This window comes from Fusobacterium sp. (assembly GCF_019012925.1).
Classification (GTDB): Bacteria; Fusobacteriota; Fusobacteriia; order Fusobacteriales; family Fusobacteriaceae; genus Fusobacterium_A.
Genome location: NZ_JAGIRL010000030.1, coordinates 41,197 through 64,176, shown reverse-complemented (window position 1 = coordinate 64,176; position 22,980 = coordinate 41,197). Strand labels below are relative to the sequence as shown.

At 29.7% G+C, this 22,980-nt stretch carries 17 protein-coding genes; 13 read left to right on the top strand and 4 right to left on the bottom strand.

The annotated features are described in order from the left end of the window. The first annotated feature begins 27 nt into the window (after positions 1-27). The 7 genes from QZ286_RS05640 to QZ286_RS05610 all read left to right on the top strand — a co-directional run bounded on the left by QZ286_RS05640 (position 28) and on the right by QZ286_RS05610 (position 8,415). Complete coding sequence (locus QZ286_RS05640) at positions 28-1,038, top strand: electron transfer flavoprotein subunit alpha/FixB family protein (RefSeq protein WP_291255996.1); 1,011 nt, start codon at positions 28-30, stop codon at positions 1,036-1,038. A gap of 258 nt (positions 1,039-1,296) precedes the next feature. Continuing rightward, positions 1,297-3,120 carry a glutamine--fructose-6-phosphate transaminase (isomerizing) gene (glmS, locus tag QZ286_RS05635; protein ID WP_291255995.1) on the top strand — a complete coding sequence of 608 codons (1,824 nt, stop codon included), beginning with the start codon at positions 1,297-1,299 and terminating at the stop codon, positions 3,118-3,120. A 14-nt stretch (positions 3,121-3,134) separates the two neighbouring features. Beyond that, positions 3,135-4,913 (top strand): aminopeptidase P family protein, encoded by a 1,779-nt coding sequence (locus QZ286_RS05630; protein ID WP_291255994.1) that lies wholly within the window; start codon positions 3,135-3,137, stop codon positions 4,911-4,913. A gap of 472 nt (positions 4,914-5,385) precedes the next feature. Further along, a complete protein-coding gene (locus tag QZ286_RS05625) occupies positions 5,386-5,961 on the top strand; it encodes a 2-oxoacid:acceptor oxidoreductase family protein (protein WP_291255993.1) in 576 nt (191 codons plus the stop codon). Then, a complete protein-coding gene (locus tag QZ286_RS05620; protein ID WP_291255992.1) occupies positions 5,961-6,263 on the top strand; it encodes a 4Fe-4S binding protein in 303 nt (100 codons plus the stop codon). The genes QZ286_RS05625 and QZ286_RS05620 overlap by 1 nt, the downstream gene beginning before the upstream one ends. A gap of 17 nt (positions 6,264-6,280) precedes the next feature. Beyond that, positions 6,281-7,459, top strand: coding sequence for a pyruvate ferredoxin oxidoreductase (gene porA, locus QZ286_RS05615; RefSeq protein WP_291255991.1), 1,179 nt, complete (start codon positions 6,281-6,283; stop codon positions 7,457-7,459). An 11-nt stretch (positions 7,460-7,470) separates the two neighbouring features. Next, complete coding sequence (locus tag QZ286_RS05610) at positions 7,471-8,415, top strand: thiamine pyrophosphate-dependent enzyme (RefSeq protein ID WP_291255990.1); 945 nt, start codon at positions 7,471-7,473, stop codon at positions 8,413-8,415. A 216-nt stretch (positions 8,416-8,631) separates the two neighbouring features. On the opposite strand, the gene QZ286_RS05605 is transcribed toward QZ286_RS05610, so the two are convergent. Together QZ286_RS05605 and QZ286_RS05600 are read right to left on the bottom strand one after the other, a co-directional pair. Beyond that, a complete protein-coding gene (locus QZ286_RS05605) occupies positions 8,632-9,309 on the bottom strand; it encodes a GntR family transcriptional regulator (RefSeq protein WP_291255989.1) in 678 nt (225 codons plus the stop codon). A gap of 65 nt (positions 9,310-9,374) precedes the next feature. Then, positions 9,375-11,264, bottom strand: coding sequence for a fructose-specific PTS transporter subunit EIIC (locus QZ286_RS05600; RefSeq protein ID WP_291255988.1), 1,890 nt, complete (start codon positions 11,262-11,264; stop codon positions 9,375-9,377). A 190-nt stretch (positions 11,265-11,454) separates the two neighbouring features. Between QZ286_RS05600 and QZ286_RS05595 the strand changes: the two genes are divergently transcribed. Both QZ286_RS05595 and QZ286_RS05590 read left to right on the top strand, forming a co-directional pair. Continuing rightward, positions 11,455-13,740 (top strand): pyruvate formate lyase family protein, encoded by a 2,286-nt coding sequence (locus QZ286_RS05595; RefSeq protein WP_291255987.1) that lies wholly within the window; start codon positions 11,455-11,457, stop codon positions 13,738-13,740. Between the two features lie 10 nt (positions 13,741-13,750). Further along, positions 13,751-14,641 carry a glycyl-radical enzyme activating protein gene (locus QZ286_RS05590; RefSeq protein ID WP_291255986.1) on the top strand — a complete coding sequence of 297 codons (891 nt, stop codon included), beginning with the start codon at positions 13,751-13,753 and terminating at the stop codon, positions 14,639-14,641. Positions 14,642-14,698: 57 nt separating this feature from the next. On the opposite strand, the gene QZ286_RS05585 is transcribed toward QZ286_RS05590, so the two are convergent. Then, a complete protein-coding gene (locus QZ286_RS05585; RefSeq protein ID WP_291255985.1) occupies positions 14,699-15,016 on the bottom strand; it encodes a YchJ family metal-binding protein in 318 nt (105 codons plus the stop codon). Between the two features lie 103 nt (positions 15,017-15,119). Beyond that, entirely contained in the window at positions 15,120-16,175 is a 1,056-nt protein-coding gene (locus QZ286_RS05580; RefSeq protein WP_291255984.1) for an ElyC/SanA/YdcF family protein, read from the bottom strand. A gap of 201 nt (positions 16,176-16,376) precedes the next feature. On the opposite strand from QZ286_RS05580, the gene recG reads away from it, so the two are divergent. The 4 genes from recG to cysK all read left to right on the top strand — a co-directional run bounded on the left by recG (position 16,377) and on the right by cysK (position 22,874). After that, positions 16,377-18,434: an ATP-dependent DNA helicase RecG gene (gene recG, locus QZ286_RS05575; RefSeq protein WP_291256017.1), complete on the top strand. Its 2,058-nt coding sequence runs from the start codon at positions 16,377-16,379 to the stop codon at positions 18,432-18,434. A gap of 63 nt (positions 18,435-18,497) precedes the next feature. Next, on the top strand, positions 18,498-20,207 hold the full coding sequence (locus tag QZ286_RS05570; protein ID WP_291255983.1) for a proline--tRNA ligase: 1,710 nt from the start codon (positions 18,498-18,500) through the stop codon (positions 20,205-20,207). Positions 20,208-20,346: 139 nt separating this feature from the next. Further along, the gene (locus tag QZ286_RS05565; protein WP_291255982.1) at positions 20,347-21,759 is read left to right on the top strand and encodes a leucyl aminopeptidase; all 1,413 of its coding nucleotides are present in this window, start codon (positions 20,347-20,349) and stop codon (positions 21,757-21,759) included. Positions 21,760-21,956: 197 nt separating this feature from the next. Continuing rightward, on the top strand, positions 21,957-22,874 hold the full coding sequence (cysK, locus tag QZ286_RS05560) for a cysteine synthase A (protein ID WP_291255981.1): 918 nt from the start codon (positions 21,957-21,959) through the stop codon (positions 22,872-22,874). The last annotated feature ends 106 nt before the right edge of the window (positions 22,875-22,980 follow it).

The window sequence follows — 22,980 nt, the reverse complement described above, 5'->3', positions numbered from 1 at the left end:
TAACCTTAGGATAAAGGAGATAAGAGAATGAATTTAAATGATTATAGAGGAATATTAGTATTTGCAGAGCAAAGAGACGGGGTACTTCAAAACGTTGGACTTGAATTAGTAGGAAAAGCTAAGGAATTAGCTCAAACTTTAGACGTTCCAGTAACAGCAGCATTAATAGGATATAATGTTGGAAAATTAGCTGATACTTTAGGGGAATATGGAGCAGATAAAGTTATCGTTGTAGATCAACCTAAATTAGAATTATATGATACTGAAGCTTATGCTCAAGTATTTAAAGCAATAATTGATGCTAAAAAACCTGAAATAGTTCTATTCGGAGCTACTACTTTAGGAAGAGATTTAGCACCAAGAGTATCTTCAAGAATGAATACAGGACTTACAGCTGACTGTACTAGACTAGAAGTTAATGCTGAAACTAGAGGACTTGAAATGACAAGACCTGCATTTGGTGGAAACTTAATGGCTACTATCATCTGTCCTGATCACAGACCTCAAATGTCAACAGTAAGACCAGGAGTTATGCAAAAATCTCCTAAAGAAGAGGGAAGAAGAGCAGAAGTTGAAAACTTCTCTGTAACTTTAGATAACTCTAAAATGAAAGTAAAAGTTTTACAAGTAGTTAAAGAAACTAAAAATAAAGTTGATATTTCTGAAGCTAAGATACTTGTATCTGGAGGAAGAGGAATTGGATCTGCTGAAAACTTTGCAGCTTTACAATCAGTTGCTACTGAATTAGGAGCTACTGTATCTGCATCAAGAGCAGCAGTAGATGCTGGATTTATTGAGCATGATAGACAAGTTGGTCAAACAGGAAAAACTGTTAGACCTGATATCTATTTCGCTTGTGGAATCTCTGGAGCAATCCAACACGTTGCAGGTATGGAAGAATCTGAATATATCGTAGCTATCAACAAAGATAAAGAAGCACCTATATTCAATATAGCTGACTTAGGAATTGTTGGAGATGCTAATAAGATCGCTGTTCAATTATTAGAAGCTTTAAAGAAAGCTAAAGAATCTAGATAATAGATTTAAAGCTGGTCAAATAACACTTGACCAGCTTTTTTTTATAAGTTATAATTAACTCTATAGGGAGATTAAATTTAAGAGCGCCAGAACTTTTTTAAGTTGACGAGGACTGGAGTTTATCGAAAATTCGGCGGATACTCCAGAGGTGGTTACAGCCATTACCAGTACAAAACTTTAAGATAACTTAGAGGACAAAGGGGTAATAAGTAACAATCTCCTATGAACATTAACAATTTAATATATAGGAGGATTTGTATGTGCGGAATAATCGGTTATGTAGGAGATGAAAGAAAAGCAATGGAGGTCATATTAGATGGACTTAATAAGCTTGAGTACAGAGGTTATGACTCTAGTGGTCTTGCTATTATCGAAAATGACAGTATCTTCATTGCTAAAAAAAGTGGTAAATTGGAAAATTTAAAAGCTTTTTTAAAAGATAAAGAGGAGAGATCTTTTATTGGTATAGGTCATACTAGATGGGCAACTCATGGAAATCCTAGTGATGAAAACTCCCACCCACATTTTAGTAATGATAAAAGGGTAGCCATTGTTCATAATGGTATTATTGAAAACTATTTAGAAATTAAAGCTGAACTTATTAAAGATGGGTGTTCATTTACTTCTCAAACAGATAGTGAAGTGATTGCTCATCTTTTTTCTAAATACTACGTTGATGATCCAATAACTACAATTTTAAAAGTTAAGGAGAGATTGAGAGGTAGCTATGCTATTGGAATAATTGATAGGGATAATCCTGAACAAATAATCTGTACAAGAAAGGATAGTCCCTTGATAATAGGAGTTGGAAAAAACAAGAATTTTATTGCCTCTGATGTTCCTGCTATTTTAAAATATACTAGAAATGTGATATTCCTAGATAACAATGAGATAGCGATTCTAAAAAAAGATAGTGTTAAAATTTTCAACTCTTTTGGAGTAGAAATTACTAAAGATATTATAAAAATAGATTGGGATATGGAACAAGCTAGTAAAAATGGATATCCTCACTTTATGCTAAAAGAGATCGAAGAACAACCTAGTATTGTAGAAAAAACACTGAATACATATACTGACAATTTAGGTAAAATTAACTTTAACTCCTCTTTAAATATTGATCTATCTAAGATCAAAGAGATCTATATAGTTGCTTGTGGAACTGCGTACCATGCTGGACTTCAAGGAGCACATTTTTTAAAAAATATATCTAAAATCAAGGCTGATGTTGATATTGCCTCTGAATTTAGATACAGTGATCCTTTCATAGATGAAAATACCCTTGTTATTTTTATCAGTCAATCTGGTGAAACATTGGATACTCTTATGGCTATGAAGATGTCAAAAAGTAAAGGAGCTCAAACTTTAGCTATCACAAATGTGTTGGGATCTAGTATTGCTAGAGAAGCAGATATGGTTCTATATACTACTGCTGGACCTGAAATCTCTGTTGCTTCAACTAAAGCTTATACAGCACAAGTTACCCTTCTTTACCTATTAGCTATCTATTTAGGTGAGAAAAATGGAGTAGTTGACAATGAGAGTTATCATAGTTATCTAGATATTATCTATAAACTTTCAGATAATATTGATCTCATTCTAAAAAAGAAAGAGGAGATAAAACTTATCAGTGGGTTTTTAAAAAATAAAAATGATGCCTTTTACATAGGTAGAGGAATAGATAGCAAATGCTGTCAAGAGGGATCTCTAAAAATGAAAGAGATAAGCTACATACATACTGAAGCTTTTCCAGCTGGTGAGTTAAAACATGGAACTATAGCCCTTATTGAAGAGGGTACACCTATAATTGCTATTGCTACTCAAGAGGATATGGTTGAGAAAATGCTCTCTAATATAAAGGAGTTAAAAGCTAGAGGAGCTTATGTTATAGCTATTACTAAGGAGAGATATACAAATATTATTGAAATATCTGATAATTTCATTACTTTTGAAAATATAGAAGATATAATTGCTCCAACTGTTGCTAATATAGCACTACAATTATTAGCTTATTATACAGCAGTAGAAAAAGGAGTAGACGTTGATAAACCTAGAAATTTAGCAAAATCTGTTACAGTTGAATAAAAAGAGGTGATACTATGGAAATTGCAAAAAGAATTGAAAATTTAAGAGAACTGATGAAAAAAAATAGTATAGATTACTATATCATTCCTTCATCAGACTATCATCAAAGTGAGTATGTTGGAAGTTATTTCAAAAGTAGAGAGTGGATATCTGGTTTTACAGGATCTGCTGGAACTATATTAATAACTCTTGAAGAGGCTGGACTTTGGACTGACGGTAGATATTTTATACAAGCGGAGAAACAACTACTTGGCAGTGGGATAACTCTATTCAAAATGGGAGAAGAGGGAGTTCCTACTCTTAACCAATATATTAAATCTAAAATAAAAAACAAGGAAACAATTGGTTTTGATGGAAAAGTTTTAGCTACAAATTTCATCTTATCTCTTCAAGATGAGTTAGAAGATAGAGCAATTAATTTCAATTATAGATTCGATCTAATTAATGAGCTTTGGAATGATAGACCTAGCTTACCTTCTAGTGAAGTTTTTATCCTTGAAGAAAAATATTGTGGTGAAGGTATCGAGAGTAAATTAAGTAGAATAAGAGCGACTCTTGAAACAGAAAACTGCGATATGAATATCGTCACTTCTCTAGATGATATTGCTTGGATATTCAATCTTAGAGGTAATGATGTTGTTAATAATCCTGTAAATCTTGCTTATGCTATCATAACAACTGACAGAGCTATCCTATATATTGACGAGAAAAAATTAAATGAAAAAGTTGAAAAATATCTTTATGAAAATAAAGTTGAAGTTAGGGATTATTTTGAAATTTATGAAGATATGGAAAGAATCTCAAACTCTAATATTATTATGATGGACTTAAATAAAGTTAACTATGCTATATTTAAAAACCTTAACTCTGAAATAAAGGTTGTCAATAGAGCAAATCCAAGTACTATATTAAAAGCTTGTAAAAATAAAATTGAGTTAGACAATCTAAGATCTTGTCATATTAGAGATGGAGTTGCTGTTACAAAATTTATGTTTTGGCTAAAAAACAGTATCTCAAAAGAAAATATCACAGAGATCTCAGCCACTGAAAAATTAGAGGACTTTAGAAAGGAACAAGCTCTTTATATTGAACCTAGTTTTGACACTATTACAGCTTATGAAGCTAATGCTGCAATGATGCATTACAAAGCTACTGAAGAGTCAAATGCTAAATTAGCTCCTAGAAACATGCTTTTAGTGGACTCAGGAGGACAATATTTTGATGGAACAACTGATATTACTAGGACTTTCATTCTTGGAGATTGTTCTTTGGAGATGAAAAAACACTTCACTCTTGTTTTAAAAGGAATGATCAATCTATCAAAAGTTAAATTCCTATATGGAGTTACTGGAACTAACTTAGATATATTGGCTAGACAAGCACTTTGGAATATTGGAATAGACTATAAATGTGGTACTGGTCATGGAGTTGGATTTTTACTAAATGTTCATGAAGGACCTCAAGGAATTAGAGTTCAATATAATCCTCAAAGATTGGAAGAGGGAATGAATGTTACTAATGAACCGGGAGTATATATTGAAGGATCTCACGGAATTAGATTAGAAAATGAATTGGTTGTTACAAAAGATGAAAAAACTGACTTTGGACAATTTATGAAGTTTGAAACAATAACTTATGCTCCATTGGATTTAGATGGAGTTGTAAAGGAACTATTATCTGGTGAAGAGATTGAGTTTTTAAATAATTATCATAAAATTGTGTATGATAAGATCTCTCCATTTTTAACTCCTGAAGAAAAAGAGTGGCTAAAAGAGTATACTCGAGAGATTTAACTAAATAAAATTAAGATACACAGTAGAGCAAGTAAGTTGAAGTTTACTTGCTCTTTTTTTATTTTACTCTGAATTATAATTTTTTCTTTTCGTATAATCATTTATTTTAATGAACCATATATAAAAAAAGAAATAAAAATTTTTTATAATCATTAAAAATAGAGATTTCTATATAATAAATCTTCAATCTAGAAACAGGAATATTACAAGCTACAGACAAAAAAATTACTAAAAAAGTCAGGAAATCATTTTTAAATATACTTTATTAAAATTAAACTATTCTATAATATATCAAATCAATATTTTTTCTATTCTAATCTCTTTTTTATGTCTACAATTACGTATTGAATTTGACCAAAATATAATATAGTAGTATAATTATACTAGAATAAGAACTTTTTTATTTTAAATAAGTTGTTAAAAAAGGCAAATTTAATAAAAAGATTACTTAAGTATGAAAGGAAGGTAGGATATGAGAGAAATATTTGAAATCAGATGGCATGGTAGAGGAGGACAAGGTGCTAAAACTGCTTCTCTTCTATTAGCTGATGCTGCTTTTAGTGGTGGAATGTATGTACAAGGATTCCCAGAATATGGACCTGAAAGAATGGGAGCTCCCATTACTGCATACAATCGTATCTCTAAAAATCCCGTTAGAGTGCATTCTAATATTTATGAACCAGACTTTGTTGTAGTAGTTGACGAAACTTTAATAGAGAGTGTTGATGTTACTAAAGGTTTGAAAGAGGATGGTGCTATAATCATAAATAGTTCTAAACCTGCTTCTGAATTTATTCCCTTTTTAAAAGGATACAAAGGAAGAGTATTTACTTGTGATGCAAGAAAAATTTCTGAAGAGACTTTAGGTAAAAATTTCCCTAATACTCCTATGCTTGGATCAGTTGTAAAAGTTAGTGAAGTTATGGAAGAGAAAGCTTTCTTAGAGGCTATGGAAGAATCTTTTAAACATAAATTTGCTAGTAAACCAGAAGTTTTAAAAGGAAATATGGACGCATTAATTCGTTCTATGAATGAGGTGAAAGAATAATGAAAAACAAAGCAGGATTACCTATAGTTGAAGATATAAAATGGCAAGATATCACTCCAGGTGGTATGGTTTATGAAGCTGGAAGTGCTACTCAATTTAGAACAGGAGATTGGAGATCAAATAGACCAGTATTTATTGCTGACAACTGTAAACAATGTTTACTTTGTGTCCCTTGTTGTCCTGATTCATCAATTCCAGTAAAAGATGGTAAAAGACTTGATTTTGATATGGACCATTGCAAAGGTTGTGGAATTTGTGCAAAAGTATGTCCTTTCAAAGCAATAGAAATGGTAAAAGAGTAAGTCGGAGGTAGAAATTAATGAGTATAAGAGAAAGAATGTCAGGAAATGAAGCTATCGCTATAGCTATGAAGCAAATAAATCCAGATGTAGTACCAGCATTCCCAATAACTCCTTCAACAGAGATCCCACAATATTTCTCTAAATTTGTAGCTGATGGAAGTGTTGATACTGAATTTATACCTGTGGAGTCTGAACATAGTGCTATGTCTGCTGCTATGGGTTCACAAGCAGCTGGAGCAAGAACAATGACTGCAACTTCATCTTGTGGACTTGCTCTTATGTGGGAGATGCTATATGTAGTATCTTCAGCAAGACTTCCTGTTACATTAGCTTGTGTAAATAGAGCTTTGACAGGACCTATCAACATCAATGCTGACCATAGTGACTCTATGGGTGCTAGAGATGCTGGTTGGATTCAACTTTACAGTGAAACAAACCAAGAGGCTTATGACAATATGTTACAAGCTAACAGAATTGGAGAACATCCAGATGTTCAATTGCCAGTAATGGTATGTCAAGATGGATTTATAACAAGCCACGCTGTTGAAAATATAGAATTAATTGAAGATGATAAAGCCAAAGCATTTGTTGGTGAATATAAACCAGAAGATTACTTATTGAATGCTAAGAGACCTATAGCAGTTGGTCCTTATGATATAGTTTCTTACTATATGGAGCATAAAATTCAACAAGCTAATGCTATGAAAAATGCTAAAAAAGTGATCTTAGAAGTAGCAGCAGAGTTTGAAAAAATGACTGGAAGAAAATATGGTTTCTTTGAAGAATATAGACTTGAAGATGCAGAAGTAGCAATAGTTGTAATCAACTCAACTGCTGGTACTGCTAAAACTGCTATAGACGAGATGAGAAAAGAGGGTAAAAAAGTTGGTTTATTAAAAATTAGAGTATTTAGACCTTTCCCTATGGAAGAGATTGCTCAAGCTTTAAAACATATTAAAATGGTAGCAGTAATGGATAAATCTGAAGGTTTCTCTGCAGCAGGTGGTCCAGTATTTGCTGAAGTTAGATCAGCTCTTTATGACTGCAACCCAAGACCTAAAATGGTTAACTATGTATATGGACTTGGAGGAAGAGATGTTACAGTAGCTCATATTAAAGAGATATTTGAAACTCTATTAAAAGAAAAAGATGAAGAAGTTAGAGATACATATAGACATTTTGGTGTAAGAGGGTAGGAGGCAATAGTATGGCATATAATTTTAAAAAAGAGATGGAAAAACCAGAAAGATTAACTGGTGGTCATAGAATGTGTGCTGGTTGTGGAGCACCAGTAGCAGTAAGAGGAGTATTGAGAGCATTAAAACCTGAGGATCAAGCTGTAATTTGTAGTGCTACAAGTTGTTTAGAGGTATCTACTTTCCTATATCCTTTCACAGCTTGGAAAGATTCTTTTATTCACTCTGCCTTTGAAAATGCAGCTGCTACAATAAGTGGAGCACAAACTGCTTATAGAGTATTAAAGAAAAAAGGTAAAATTGATGATACTTATAAATTTATAGCCTTTGGTGGAGATGGTGGAACATATGATATAGGATTCCAATCATTATCTGGAGCAATGGAAAGAGGACATGATATGGTCTATGTTTGTTATGATAATGAAGCATATATGAATACTGGTATCCAAAGATCATCTGCTACTCCAATAGGAGCAGATACTACTACTACTCCTGTAGGAAAGGAAAGTGCTGGAAAACCACAAGGAAGAAAAGATTTAACTGATGTAATTGCAGCTCATAATGTTCCCTATGTTGCACAAACAACTTTTATAGGAAACTTTAAAGATTTACATGAAAAAGCAGAAAAAGCTATCTATACAGAAGGGGCAGCTTTCTTAAATGTTTTAGCTCCTTGTCCTAGAGGTTGGAGATATGAGAGTGAAGATTTGATGGAAATCTGTAAATTAGCAGTAGAAACTTGCTATTGGCCTCTATTTGAAGTGATCAATGGAGAATGGAAATTAAATTATAGACCTAAGAAAAAACTTCCTATTGAAGAGTTTTTAAAGAAACAAGGTAGATTTAAACATCTATTTAAACCTGAAAATAGACATATCATAGATAGAATACAGGCAAATGTAGATTTGAAATGGGAAAGACTATTAAAAAGATGTGGAGAAGAATTGGATAAATAGTTTACTATTAAATAATAAAAAATTGAAAAGATTAAATATTTTAATATTTCTAAACAATAAGTTCCAACTACTCTCTTAACACTATAACTAATTATCTATAAATCAAAATATAAGACTTAAGTTTAAAAAATAAACTTAAGTCTTTTTCATATAAAATATGATACTATTTAAATAAATTGACCTACTATGATAATAATATGATACTAAAAATTTTTATTATCTTACAATAGCAATATCAAAAGTATTGCTAATATCTATTTCTTTTGTATATTCTGCTAAAACTGATTTATACAAATATACTTTATGTTCAATTTGAAGAGCAACTTGATTTTCTTTACTTTTTAAATATTTCGCTAATTTTTTGTCTAATAATATACCTTGAATTTTACCTAAATCATGACTTATCTTATAACCACACTTTTTTTCTATATATCCTAACATTGAGCCTTTCAACACTTCTTCATTAAAGTTTGGAAATAATTCTTCTGGAATATATGTCAATTCATACATTCTAGGAATAGAATCTATTAATCTTATCCTTTCATATTTATAAAAAATACTATCTTTAGTTCTATTAAATATTTCACATATTTCCTTTGTTCCCAATATTTTCTCAAAAGATATAATTTTTGAAGTAACATTTTTTTCTTTTTCTGATAAACTTTGAAGTAATTTATTTCTATAAAATTCTGGTGGATTTATATACATATTCCCACCTTGTCTAGAATGTACATATCCTTCTGTTTTTAATTTATTAATAGCTTGCCTTAAAGTCATTCTACTTACTGAATATTTTTGACTTAATACACTTTCACTTTCAAGATTTTTCCAAGCTACATATTCTCCATTTAAAATTTTATTTTTTATATCTTCATATATTTCTATATATTTCACCTTTTTCCGCTCCCAATAAAAAAACTCTGATACTATATTATATATCATCAGAGTTTTAGATTCAATTAATTTTTCTTTCTTGTTTTCAATGTTTTTAATGTTATTACAATTACTGCTGTTGTTATACTTCCAATTAACATTGCTATTAAAGCTAACACTGGCTTATTCATTGCACCTAAAAGAACTACAATTGGCCCACCATGAGCTACACTATCTGTAAGTCCAAATAAAAATCCAAGTATACAAGCTACAGCTGATCCTATCATATTTGCTGGAATTACTGCTAATGGATCTGCTGCTGCAAATGGAATTGCTCCTTCTGAAATTCCTACCATTCCCATTGCTAAGGCTGCTTTTCCGTTTTCTATTTCATCTGATGTAAAAATCCCTCTCTTCTTAGCTATGATAGTTGCTAATCCCATTCCTAAAGGTGCTACTGGAATTGCTGCTGCTTGTGCTCCCATAAACTGTAATTGCCCATCTGCAATTAATCCAACTGAAAATAAAAATGCAACTTTACCAAAAGGCCCCCCCATATCAAATCCCTGCATCAATCCAATTACTAACCCTATTATAACTAAACTTCCTGCTGATAAGCTTATTAACATATTATTTAAAACTGTCATTAAAGATGATATTGGGGCTCCAATTATAAAAATAAATAGTACTCCTATAAATAAAGAAGCTGTTATTGGAATTATCATTATTGGAACTAATGGTTCAACTATTTTTGGAAAATTAATTTTCTTTAACTGTAAAACAAAATAACCTACTAAAATTCCTGAAATTATAGCTCCTATAAATCCTGTTCCTGCAGTAGCACCATAAAATGATCCATTATTTGCTATCCAACCACCTATTAAACCTGGTGCTAATGCTGGTTTATCACCTATTGAATAAGCTATATATCCAGACAGTATAGGAATCATTAAAGTAAATCCAACTACCCCTATATTTAAAATATCATTCCAATGGCTTCCAGGTGGAATTTGTAATCCAGCAGCTGTTGGTTTACCACCTAATGCTAAGGACAAAGCTATTAAAATCCCTCCAACTATTACTAATGGAACCATATGAGAAACTCCATTCATTAGACTTCTATAAAGTAAATTCCCTGAAGTTTTATCATTTCCTATATTTTTTTTTGTTCCTTGATATATTTCTCCCTTTTCTGCAATGCTATCTTTTATTAATTTGTCTGCATTTTTAATTCCATCTTTTACATTTGTTATTATCAATCTTTTTCCATTAAATCTATCCAAATCAACTTGCTTATCACTTGCTATTATTATACCTCTAGCTTTTCTTATTTCTTCTTCAGTGGGGGCATTCTTTACTCCTATTGATCCATTAGTTTCTACTTTTATACTAACACCATTTTCCTTAGCAGCTTTTTCTAAACATTCAGCAGCTAAATATGTATGTGCAACCCCTACTGCACATCCTGTTACTCCAATATAAAAATCTTTATTTTTTTCTATATCAGAATTATTCGTATTTTTATTTTCAAAATTATTTACTATATCATATAATTCATCCTTTGTTTCAACAGCAAGTATTTTTTCTCTAACCTTATATTCCATCAAGCTACTTGTTATTTTAGATAATATTTCGATATGTATATCTGTTGTAGTTTCTGGTACAGCAATCAAAAAAAATATCTTACTTTTTTCACCATCTAAAGAATCATAGTCTATTCCTTCTTTAGATATTCCTATAGCCACAGTTGGATTTTTTACAACTCTACTTCTTCCATGTGGAATAGCTATTCCATCTTCTAAACCTGTTGAAGATATTTTCTCTCTTTCTAATACAGATTTTTTAAATTCTTCTTTATTTTCTATTTTTTCGTTTTCATATAAAACTTCTACTAATTCATTTATAACTTCTTCTTTTGTTGAACCTTTTAATTTTATTACCATTGTATCTTTTGATACCAAATCTTTTATTTTCATTTTTCCTCCCTTAATACGTTATATATAATCTAAAAAAATACATTTAAATTTAATTGTGTACAAATTAATATTAACACATTTTTAAATAATTGTCTATACAATTTTACAAAAATAAATATTTGTATAGACAATTTTAGAAGTTGGTGATAAAATTAAAATATAAAATAAATTTAGGAGGTTTCAAAATTAAATGATTGAAAGAATTTTAAAAAAAAATGAAACAAATGTAGCTGTCGCTCCAAAAGAACCACTATTTCTATCTCCTGATGAACAATTAAAATTAATGTTAGAATATACTCATACACATAGTTTATATAGTGATTCACAAAAATTAAAAAGAGAAATTGAATGTCTTAAAGTTCTTTTCCCTAAAGTATTTAGACCTATGTATGATAATGATTTAATTTTAGGAAGATTTGATGCTTTATTAGTTGGTTTTGGTTCTGTTACATCAGTTGGTGGCCCAGGTCATTATTGTAGAATTGAAAAACTAGATTCATTCGCAAAAACTATTTCTTATGATTGTAGCAAAGAAATCAAATATTTAAAAAATTATTGGAAAGATAATGATACTAGAGAAATTTTTTATAAAGAAAATTTAATAGAAAATATTTTAGGAAGATTTGTTGATGTACTTTATCCTGCTATTGTTACTGCTAGATTTAGTGGTATGTATCTTAATTATAATTTACTACTTGACAACGGAATATCTGGATTGAAAGATTTAATTAAAAATAAAAAAATTGTAAATCCTAATTCTATTGAAGAATATGATTCTATGATTGAAGCTCTTAATCTTCTTGAAATAGTTATTGATCACCACATAACTGAAGTTAAAAATAAATTAACTGAAAATCTTACAACTTCCAGAAAACTTGAATTAAAAAAATTATTGACCGCATTAACTACTATTAGATATAAAAAGCCTAACTCATTTATTTCTGCTATGCAATTGGCTTGGTTATATTCTTCTCTTGCTGGTGTTGTTAATTTTGGTAGAATGGATGACTATTTAGGTGATTATTTAGTTTCTGATTTAGAAAAAGGAATTATTGATGAAGAAGAAGCTATTAAATATATCATTTCATTATGGAAGCTTATTGAAGTTAAAAGAACAAATGTAAATGGAAGAGTTATAATTGGAGGAAAAGGAAGAAGAAATCCTAAAAATGCTGATATTTTTTGTAAACTTTCTATTGAAGCTACTAAAAGAGCTCAACTTGTTGAACCTCAATTTACTTTAAGAATATACGAAGGAATGAATAAGGATATATATAATCAAGCTTTAGATTCAATAGGAACAGGATGTACTTATCCTATTTTATATAATGATGATGTTAATATTCCAGCAGTAATGAATGCTATGAATGTAGATGAAAAAACTGCTGAACAATATGTTCCTTTTGGTTGTGGGGAATTTGTTCTTTCCGGTCAAGGAGTGGGTACCCCTAACTCTTGTATAAACTTACTTAAAGCATTAACTATTTTAATACATGATGGTATTGATCAATGGGATTACAAATATAAATATGGAAATTTAAAATTAAAATCTATGAAAGATATCACTAGTTTTGAAGATTTTTTTAGGGAATATAAAAAATTGCTATCTTACTATATTCACTTAACAGGAATAGCACATGCAAATTCTTATAAAATTATGAATAAAAAAGTCGGATTTATATTCACCAGTATTTTGACTGATGATTGTATTAGTAGAGGTAAAATGGCTCTTGATGGTGGAGTTAAACATCTAGGTGGAACTAATGAAATGTATGGTAATATGAGTTCTGCTGATTCATTAGCTGCTATTAAAAAACTTGTTTTTGATGAAAAAAAATACACTCTTTCTCAAATTCAAAATATTTTAGCTAAAGATTTTGATGATAATAATCTAACTAAATTTGAAATGATGGCTTGTCCTAAGTTTGGGAATGATAATGATTATGTTGATTCTTTAGCTATTGAATTACATGAATATGTATGCAATGAAGTCAAAAATTACGCTTTTAAAATAGGATTAGATAGTTGGCTTGTAGTTGTTATAAATAATCAGGTTAATACAGAATGGGGTAGAGCTACTTCTTCATCACCTGATGGTAGAATATCTGGATTATATATGAGTAATGCCAATAATCCTCAAAGTGGTGCTGATATGAATGGACCTACATCAATGTTAAATTCTTTAACTAAAATTAAAGCTAATATTCATGCTGGTAGTGTTCAAAATATTAAGTTTTCTAAAAATATGTTTAATAATGAAAGAGAAAAAGTAAAAGCTCTTATTTCTACTTTTTTCAAAAAAGGTGGTCCTCAATTGATGATTACAATAGTTGGTCCTGAAGAATTACAAGCTGCCTATAAAAATCCTGAAAAATATAAAAATTTAACGGTTAGAGTTGGAGGATTTAGTGCAAGATTTGTAAATCTCGAAGATGATGTTAAAAGAGAAATAATGGCTAGAACTTGTAATGAATAGAGGTATTTTAATGAATAAAAAAGGATTAATTTTTGATATACAAAAATTTTCAATTCATGATGGTCCAGGTATTAGAACAACCATATTTTTTAAGGGTTGTTCTCTTAGATGTGCTTGGTGTCATAATCCAGAATCTATTTGTCCACAACAGCAATTAAGCTATAATCCTAAAAAATGTCAACTTTGTGGTACTTGTGTAAAATATGTTAATTCTAAAGGAATTAACATTAAAAATAATCAACTAAATATTGATTTTTCCATCCATAACAATTCTTTTCAATTAGTTAATATCTGCCCTTTTAAAGCTTATGAAATTCTTGGAAAAGAGTATACAAGTAATGAAATTATTGATATTATTTTAAAGGATAAAGAATATTATGATAATTCTAATGGAGGAGTTACTTTCAGTGGTGGAGAAGCTCTTAATCAAATAGATTTTATATGTGAACTTGGTCATAAATTAAAAGCACTCAATATTAATATTTGTCTGGATATTAGTGGATATGATACAAATAATTTCATAGATAAAACTTTTGACTTTGTAGATATTTATTTATTGGATTTTAAAATTTTCAATTCTAAATTACAAAAAAAATATATAAATAAAAATTTTAAAATAGATGATTTATTAAATAAATTTGAAAAAAACAAAAAAAAAGTTATTTTACGTTGCCCTATTATCCCAAATATAAATAATACAACAGAACACTTTCAAAAAATAGAAGAATATATAATTAAATATTCTTGTATAAAAGATATTAATCTTCTACCTTATCATAATTTAAGAAAGAATAAAAAGTTTTTAAGTTTTATTAAAATTCAAGATTTTAATTTATTTACAGAAGAAGAAAAAACTAATTTAAAAAAATTAGAAAAGCATTTAGTAACTTTAATAAAATAAAAGGTAACTTAAGAGCAAGTTAGCCAAGCTATACTTGCTCTTTTTCTATATCTCAAGCTAACCTTTATAATACCAATGTCTTCCTTTTTTTACAAAATAACTCCTTTCATGATGAACCACCTCTTCTCCGTTGCTATCAATATATCTAGCCTTAAATTCAACTATTCCCTCTTTATCAAATTGAGTTCCTGCAATAACTTCTACAATTTCAAGACCTAACCATTTAGAATTTTTTGCCCACTCCTCTGCTTCTTTCCAGCATATCCCTTTTGCCGTTTTAGGATCATGTGTTTTTTTGATAAATTCTATATCACATTTAGTGTATGCTTCATACCTTGCTTTCATTAATTCAAGTGCTGTTTTAGGGTTACTCATTTTATCCTCCTATTTTTTCTCAATTATATCTTTTTTTATTTTATAAAAAATAAATAAGTAGGTCAAGAACAACCTACTTATTTCTAATTCATTCCTATTGATTTTACATTTGAATTCCAGGATAAGCCCAAATTCCTGAAGCTCTCATCATATCTCTATAAATAACAAGTTTTTCTTTTTGTGGAATTTGATAAGCCTCATCCATATTATTATAATCGAAATAAACTAAATTAGTAATATTATCTAACTCTAGTCCTTCTGTAACTGACATCTCTTTAAAAACAGAAATGGCTCTTCTCATATGAGTTGCACTACTTATAATAGTAATATTTTTAGCTTTCAATTCTTTTAAAATTTTGACTGAATACAAAGCATTTCCAACTGTATCTTTTGCTAAATCTTCTATATAAATTCTATCTGCATTTATTCCTTTTTCAACAAGCCATTTTTTCATTACATACCCTTCTGTAACTCCTCCTTGTTGAACTCCCCCTGTTACTATTATAGGCATTTCAGGATTTAATTTAGCTAATTTTAAAGTTTGTTCTAGCCTTTTTATTAGTGGTTTCTCCATTACACCACCTTTACCTAAAGCATACCCCAATGTTACAATAACATTATTTGGATTTTCTATTTTATAAGCTTCTGTCATAAATTTTGTTTCCATTGTTTTATCTGTTCTTTCAAATCTTTTTATAAATTCATTTACTTCTTCTGGAGATTTTTCTTTAATATTTTTAATAATAGTATCATACTTATCTATATTACCCAAAGCTCTATTATATCCTGCTAACAACATATTTGCTTCAAAAGACTCTGGATACATTCTAATAATTTCACTATAAGTATTTAAAGCATCTTCTGTTTTATTTTGAATAATTTGAGAACTAGCTATTCCAAATCTCAAATCCAATCTTTCTGGATCTAATAAACTTGCTTCTTTAAAAGAATTTTCTACAACATCAAATTTTCCTTTAAGAGTAATACCTTTAAAAAACTCTTTTTCAGCTTTTTTTAGATCTCCTCCATTCCAATAGAAAACCATTCCATTTTGAGTTAATTTATTAATTTGCTCCTGTTTCTGATATTTTTCTGTAGAACTACAACCAGTTAAAGCAAGTAAAATAAGAATGCCTGATAAAATCTTAAATTTTTTCATAAGTTCCCCTCCTAAAAAAGTTTTAAACTTTATAATCAAATTATATACCAACTCCTTTTCATTGTCAATTTTCAATACAAAAATATTTATTTTAATTTATTTAAAACTAAAACAAGTTAAAATTTTATTAAGAATAAAAAAAAGATAATTTATAAAAAATATGCTATAATAAAAAAATAATATAATTGAAAGGAGCGAGAAATAGTGGAAAGATATCAGAAAATATACTGGCCTTTGGAAAATATTGATATTGGAATTGAAAGTAAAAATTTAAAAAAATTAGAAAAACTAGGTATAAGATCTATATCTGATCTACTCTATTATTTTCCTAAAGCCTATGATGATAGAACTAATATAAAAAAAATTGGTGAACTTCGTGGAGAGGAATATGTTGTTTTAAAAGCTACTCTCTTAACTATTTCTGCACCACCTACACGTTCTGGATTAAAGATGGTAAAAACTACTGCCACAGATGGAACTGGTGTTATTGAAGTTATCTGGTTTCAAATGCCTTATTTAAGGAAGTCTTTAAAAATAGGAGAAGAGTATATATTTATTGGACAGGTTAAACGTGGTTACATATTTCAGATGGTCAATCCCGAATTTAAACTAAGTAGTAATCAAAGAAAACTTGATGAAGGAGAGATTCTTCCTATATACAGTACCAGTAAGGAGCTTCCTCAAAACTCTCTTAGAAAAATTATTGAAAAAACTCTCAATACAGCTCTCTCTATTATAAACGAAAATATTCCTGATGAGATAATTAAAAAATATAAGCTATTGGATAGAAAACAAGCATTAAAAGCTATACATTTTCCTAAAAACAGTAAAAATTTAGAGGAAGCTAAAAGACGTTTTGCTGTTGAAGAGCTACTGGTTTTAGAAATGGGAATACTTCAAAAAAGATTTGAGGTAGATGATTTAAATAAGGAAAAATACCAGCTAGAGGATAAGAAAAATCTAGTAAAAAAATATTTAGCATCTCTTCCCTTTGAATTAACCAATGCCCAAAAAAGAGTTATTACCGAAATATACCGAGATTTAGCAAATGGTCGAATTGTAAATAGATTGATTCAAGGAGATGTTGGAAGTGGTAAAACTGCTGTTTCAATGGTTTTACTTCTATACATGTTAGAAAACTCATATCAAGGAGTACTTATGGCTCCTACTGAGATCTTAGCAGTACAACACTACCTCTCAGTAAAAGATAAATTTGAAAAATTGGGAGTTCGAGTAGAATTATTAACTGGAAGTTTTACTGGAAAGAAAAAATTAAAAATATTAGAAGATATCAAAAATGGCGATATAGGTATTGTTATTGGAACTCATGCTCTTATTGAGGAGAGTGTTGTTTTTAATAAATTAGGATTAATTATAATTGATGAACAACATAGATTCGGAGTTTTACAGAGAAAAGCTTTGAGAGATAAAGGAGTTTTAGCCAATCTTGTTGTTATGAGTGCCACACCTATTCCACGTTCACTAGCTTTAAGTATCTATGGTGACTTAGATGTATCTGTTATAGATGAACTCCCACCAGGAAGAAAACCCATTAGAACTAAGTGGATCTCCTCTAATGAAGAGATAACCACAATGTATAATTTTATTGATAAAAAATTGCAACAAGGTAGACAAGCCTATTTTATAGCTCCTCTTATTGAGGAGAGTGAAAAATTATCTGCTAAATCTACACAAGAACTTACTGAGGAAGTAGAAAAATTTTTACCCAGTTATAAGATAGGAGTACTTCATGGAAAGATGAAAAACTCTGAAAAAGATGAGGTTATGGAAAAATTTAAAAATAAAGAGTTGGATATCCTTGTTTCAACAACAGTTATTGAAGTAGGTGTAGATGTTCCCAATTCATCTATCATAGTTATAAATAATGCTGAAAGATTTGGACTTTCCGCCCTTCATCAATTACGTGGAAGAGTTGGAAGAGGACAACATCAATCTTACTGTTTTTTAGTTTCTAAAACAGATAATGCCACATCTAAGGCTAGGCTTCAAGTTATGGAAGAGACTCAAGATGGATTTAAAATTGCTGAAGAAGATCTGAGACTTAGAAAATCAGGAGAGATTTTTGGAACAAAACAGAGTGGACTTAGTGACTTAAAATTTATTGATATAGTGCATGATGTTAAAACTATAAAATTAGTTAAAGATATATGTACTGATTACCTGAAAGAAAACAATGGAAAAATTCATAATGATTATTTAGCTATTGATATTTCAGAAAAATTTAAAGAGGTAAAATAATAGACAAAGTATAAGGAAATATGTTAAAATATAGAGTAAAATAAATTTTAGATGGAGGATAAGATGAGATTCAGTAAGAGTTATATTAAAACACTTAAAGAAACTCCAAAAGAAGCTGAAATAGCAAGTCATAAACTTCTTTTGAGAGCTGCAATGATTAAGAAATTAACTAGTGGAGTGTACACATACCTACCTCTAGGATTAAAAGCTCTTAAAAAAGTAGAGGCTATTGTAAGAAGAGAGTTAGACAGAGCAGGATCACAAGAGGTATTTATGCCAGTTCTACAACCAGCAGAACTTTGGAAAGAAAGTGGAAGATGGGACGTTATGGGACCTCTTATGATGAAATTACAAGATAGAGCTAAGAGAGATTTCGTATTAGGACCAACACATGAAGAGGTAGTAACAGACCTTATTAAAAATGATTTAACATCATACAAACAATTACCTTTAAATTTATATCAAATTCAAGCTAAGTTTAGAGATGAAATCAGACCTAGATTTGGACTTATGAGAGGAAGAGAGTTCGTAATGGAAGATGGATACTCTTTCCACGCTACTAGAGAATCTCTAGATCAAGAGTTTGACAACATAGAGGCTGCATACAAAAGAATATTTGCTGGATGTGGACTAAAGTTTAGACCTGTTGAGGCTGACTCTGGTGCCATTGGTGGAAATGGATCTAAAGAGTTCCACGTATTAGCTGATTCTGGTGAAGATGAGATCATCTACTGTGAGAGTTGTGACTATGCAGCTAACGTAGAAACTGCTGTAAGTAAAGTTTTCCATGCTGAAAAAGAGGAGTTAAAATCTCCTGAATTAGTTGATACTCCAAATGTATCAAAAATAGAGGACGTTGTAGAGTTTTTAAAAGTTCCTGTAGAAAGAACTGTAAAAGCTATGATGTATAAAGATCTTGGAACTGATGATGTATACATGGTACTAATCAGAGGAGATTATGAAGTTAATGAAACTAAACTTAAAAATGCTATAGACGCTATTGAAGTTGAGTTATTAACTGATGAAGAGTTAGAAAAATTAGGACTTATCAAAGGATTTATTGGTCCTTTTGGAGCAGATTTAGGAAATATAAAAATAGTGGCAGACGATACTGTTTTAGAGATAACTAACCACACAGCTGGTGGAAATAAATTGGATACTCACTACCTAAATGTAAACTATGGTAGAGACTATAAAGCTGATATTGTTAAAGATGTAAAAACTGTTAAACCAGGACATGTTTGTGAAAAATGTGGTGGAACTCTTACTTCTGCTAGAGGAATTGAAGTAGGTCACATATTCAAACTAGGAACTAAATACTCTGAGAAGTTACAAGCTAACTTCATAGATGAAAAAGGAGAAACTCATCCTATAATAATGGGGTGCTATGGTATAGGAGTATCTAGAACTCTTGCTTCTGCTGTTGAACAAAACAATGATGAATTTGGAATAGTTTGGCCAACTGCTATAGCTCCATATATTGTAGATGTTATCCCTGCTAATATGAAAGATCAGACACAAGTAGCTCTTGCTGAAGAACTATATAATGCTCTACTTGATGATGGTATAGATACTATGATTGACGATAGAGATGAAAGACCTGGATTCAAATTTAAAGATGCTGACTTAATTGGATTCCCATTTAAAGTTATCTGTGGTAAAAAAGCTGGAGAAGGTCTTGTTGAGTTAAAGATAAGAAAAACTGGAGAAACTTTTGAAATTTCAAAAGATGAAGTTATCTCTAAAGTTAGAGAATTAATGAAAAAATACTAATGTTTTTAAGGAAAAACTTTTCAGTTTTTCCTTTTTTTTATAAAAAAACTCATATAACAATTTTATTTTATATCAAATTAATCTAGTTTTATATTTTTTTTATGATATAATATAATAAAGATCATTAATGGAGGTTCATATGAAAGTTATAAATAAATTAGAAAAATTTTATGATAAAAATCTTCTATTAATATTTGAAGATGAGAATAATTATTGTGATTGTATTCCTGAAGATGGAAAAAAATTAATAGAAAAACTAAAGGAGAAAAACTCTTTTACTGGAAAGAGATCTGAAGTTTTATCAGTTAACTATTTTGTTAACGACACTCTTATATCAATGGATATTCTAGGATTTGGAAAAAAAGAGGAGTTCTCTGAAAATATATTGAGAGAGACTCTTTTTAAATATCTTAACGAACAAAAAGGTAGTATATTAATATCTAGTAACTCTAAAGAACTTGGAAATACCGATATTATTTGTGAAATAGTTGGAAATGTAAATTACTATTTTGATGAATTTAAAAGTGAAAAAGGAAAAAAAATAGATGTTGATTTTTTCTCTTTTGATAATATAGATATTACAGAGGCTCTTATTTTAAATGAGGCTACTGATGTTACTAGAGAATTGGTTAATTTACCAGCTAATATTATCAACCCTGACACTCTAGCTGAGAGAACTTTACTACTTGGTAAGGAGTTTGGATTTGAAGTAGAAATACTTGATGAGAATAAAATTCAAGATTTAGGTATGAACCTTTTATATAACGTTGGAAAAGCTTCTGTTAATAAACCTAAGCTTATAGTTATGAGATATTTTGGAGATTCTTCTTCTGACGAAAAAATAGGTTTAGTTGGAAAAGGATTAACTTATGATACTGGTGGACTTTGTTTAAAACCTGCTGATTCTATGCTAACTATGAAAGATGATATGACTGGTGGAGCTACAGTTATTGGTACAATGTGTGCTGTGGCTAAAAATAAAATAAAAAGAAATGTTATCGCTGTTGTTCCTGCTTGTGAAAACTCTATCAATGGAAACTCATACAGACCTGGAGATATTATCAAATCTATGAACGGAAAAAGTGTAGAGATAATAAATACTGATGCAGAAGGTAGATTAGCCCTTGCTGATGCTATAACTTATATTGTTAGAAATGAAAAGGTCAGTGAAATAATTGATGTAGCTACTCTTACTGGAGCTATGATGGTAGCTTTAGGTACATTTATTACTGGAGTATTCTCTAACTCTGATGATATTTATTCTAAATTAGAGAATAGTTGTAATAAATATGGAGAGAGAATCTGGAGAATGCCTCTTGATAACCAATTTAAAGAACTTTTAAAATCAGAGGTTGCTGATATTAAACATATGGGAACAAGATGGGGTGGAGCTATTAGTGCTGCTAAATTCTTAGAAATTTTTGCTGAGGATACTCCTTGGACACATATGGATATTGCTGGTACTGCCTTTGATAACTCCTCTAAATGGTTTAAAAAAGGAGCTTCTGGAGTACATGTAAAAGGTCTTTATAACTATTGTAAAGAGAGATAAGAAGTAAAATTTCTAACAGATCCTATAAGTTATCTACTAGTATTCTAAAATCATGAACTAAAATAAACTTATAAAACTAGAAAAAATAAGGATAATATAAAATATATTGAACTTTATAATTTTTTTATTGGCATCTATAATTTTATAGTTTTTTCCCTTATAATTTTAATATAATCAATACTTTACGGAGGGGAAAAATGTTAATACAATCAATGTTAGAGCTTATTGGAAATACTCCAATTATAAAATTAAATAGTATCGAAACTTTTGGAAATAATATATATTTAAAATTAGAAGGAAGTAATCCTAGCAAAAGTACTAAAGATAGAATAGCTTTGGCTATGATTGAAGATGCTGAAAAATCTGGAAAAATAAGTAAAAAAACAACTATAATTGAAGCTACTAGTGGAAATACAGGAATTTCATTAGCTATGATCTGTGCTTTGAAAAAATATAAATTAAAAATAATAATGCCTGACAATATGAGTATTGAAAGAATTCAACTTATGAGAGCCTATGGAGCAGAGGTAATTTTGACTCCTGGACACTTAGGAATGAAAGGTTGTAGTGATAAACTTGAATTAATAAAAGAGGAAACAAAAGATTATTTTATTCCTAATCAATTTTCTAATCCTAGAAATCCAGGTATACACTATGAAACTACTGCCAATGAAATTCTAAAAGATTTGAATAATAAAATTGACTATTTTATCTGTGGAACAGGAACAGGCGGAAGTTTTTCTGGAATTGCTAAAAGATTGAAAGAGGTTATTCCAAGTATACAAAACATAGCTCTTGAACCTGATACTTCTCCTCTTATCTCAAAAGGATATACTGGATCTCATAAGATTCAAGGTATGGGTATGAGCTTGGGAAAAATACCAGATGTTTTTAATAATAGCTTAGCTGATAAAGTATTATTGGCTAATTATGATAAAAGTATTGATTATATGAAAAAATTAGCTAAAAAAGAGGGAATTCTAGCTGGAATTTCCACTGGAGCTACTCTATCTTCAGCTATAGAAATTTGTAAAAATAATAAAAATAAAAATTTAAATATTGTTGTATTTTCTAACGATTCTGGAGAAAAATATCTATCTAGTAATATTTTTTAGAAAATTTATAGCTATTCAGGTCTGATGTGAAAATTTAAGACTTTCTTCAAAAATTTGAAGAGGGTCTTTTTTATATTCAAAAAGTAAAAACTTATCAAACCAGGAA